This is a genomic window from Thiolapillus sp. (assembly GCF_048562965.1).
Lineage (GTDB): Bacteria > Pseudomonadota > Gammaproteobacteria > Chromatiales > Chromatiaceae > Thiolapillus > Thiolapillus brandeum_A.
In genome coordinates this window covers 1-808 of record NZ_JBHNMF010001174.1, presented here as the reverse complement: position 1 = coordinate 808, position 808 = coordinate 1, and the positions used below count along the sequence as shown (strand labels likewise).

Annotated in this window: 1 protein-coding gene and 1 pseudogene; both read right to left on the bottom strand. The window is 49.4% G+C overall.

The features are described from left to right. Positions 1–91 precede the first annotated feature (91 nt). Positions 92–678 (bottom strand): annotated as a pseudogene (locus tag ACOCD2_RS23115) (DDE-type integrase/transposase/recombinase); the annotation flags it as partial. Next, the coding region (locus tag ACOCD2_RS23110) for a hypothetical protein (RefSeq protein WP_294078504.1) at positions 627–808 on the bottom strand (182 nt) is incomplete at its 5' end. The gene ACOCD2_RS23110 and the pseudogene ACOCD2_RS23115, both read right to left, overlap by 52 nt.

Below are 808 nucleotides of genomic sequence, written 5' to 3'. Positions count from 1 at the left end.
TTCCTGCTACCAGAGGGATTGCCAATGCCTTTCTCCTGTTGATTTTTATAGATATGATGCCATATTAAATCAGATACTAACTGTCAAGTCCCTATAGATCATAGATTTTCTTTTTGAATAATTCCGGTTGTTTTTTGTGCCAATCCTAATAAGCGCCTGAATGGGCGTGATGTGCCCGATGTTTTTCTGCGGGACATGGTAGTTGTAGATTTTCTGATACTGGTACAGCGTCTCCTGTAAATCCCTGGACGCATCAAAATGCGTGGTAACGAGAATCTCGCTAATCCGGCCATTGAAACGCTCAACCATGCCATTGGTTTGCGGGTGTTTGGGCTTGATCAGACGGTGCTCAATGCCTTCTGCCTGACATACTTGATCAAAAGGATGCTGGCCGGTGGGTTTGCGTTCTCCGTTGGCGATAAAGCGATCCGTAAACTCTTTACCATTATCCGTCAGCACCCTGGTGATGATAAAAGGCGCCTTCTTGATGAGCTGCTTCAGAAATCCTTTGGCGCTACGAGCACTTTTATCTGGCAAAATCTCCAGATAGACCCAGCGTGTCGCACGGTCAATGGCGACAAATAAATACGTCCGCCTGGATTCATCCGCCATTTGCGGTAGATACTTCACGTCCACATGCACAAAGCCAGGCGCATAGTCCTTGAAGGTTTTGCGCTTGGCAGGTTGTGCTTCCGCTGCCAGCCATGGAGAGCGAAGCGAAGGCTGGTAGACCCCAGTAGCCGCGAGGCCGCACTGTTTTCCCGGCGTGCCTTGCGCCAGAGGGAAAACAAAGTAGGCCTCCGAACGC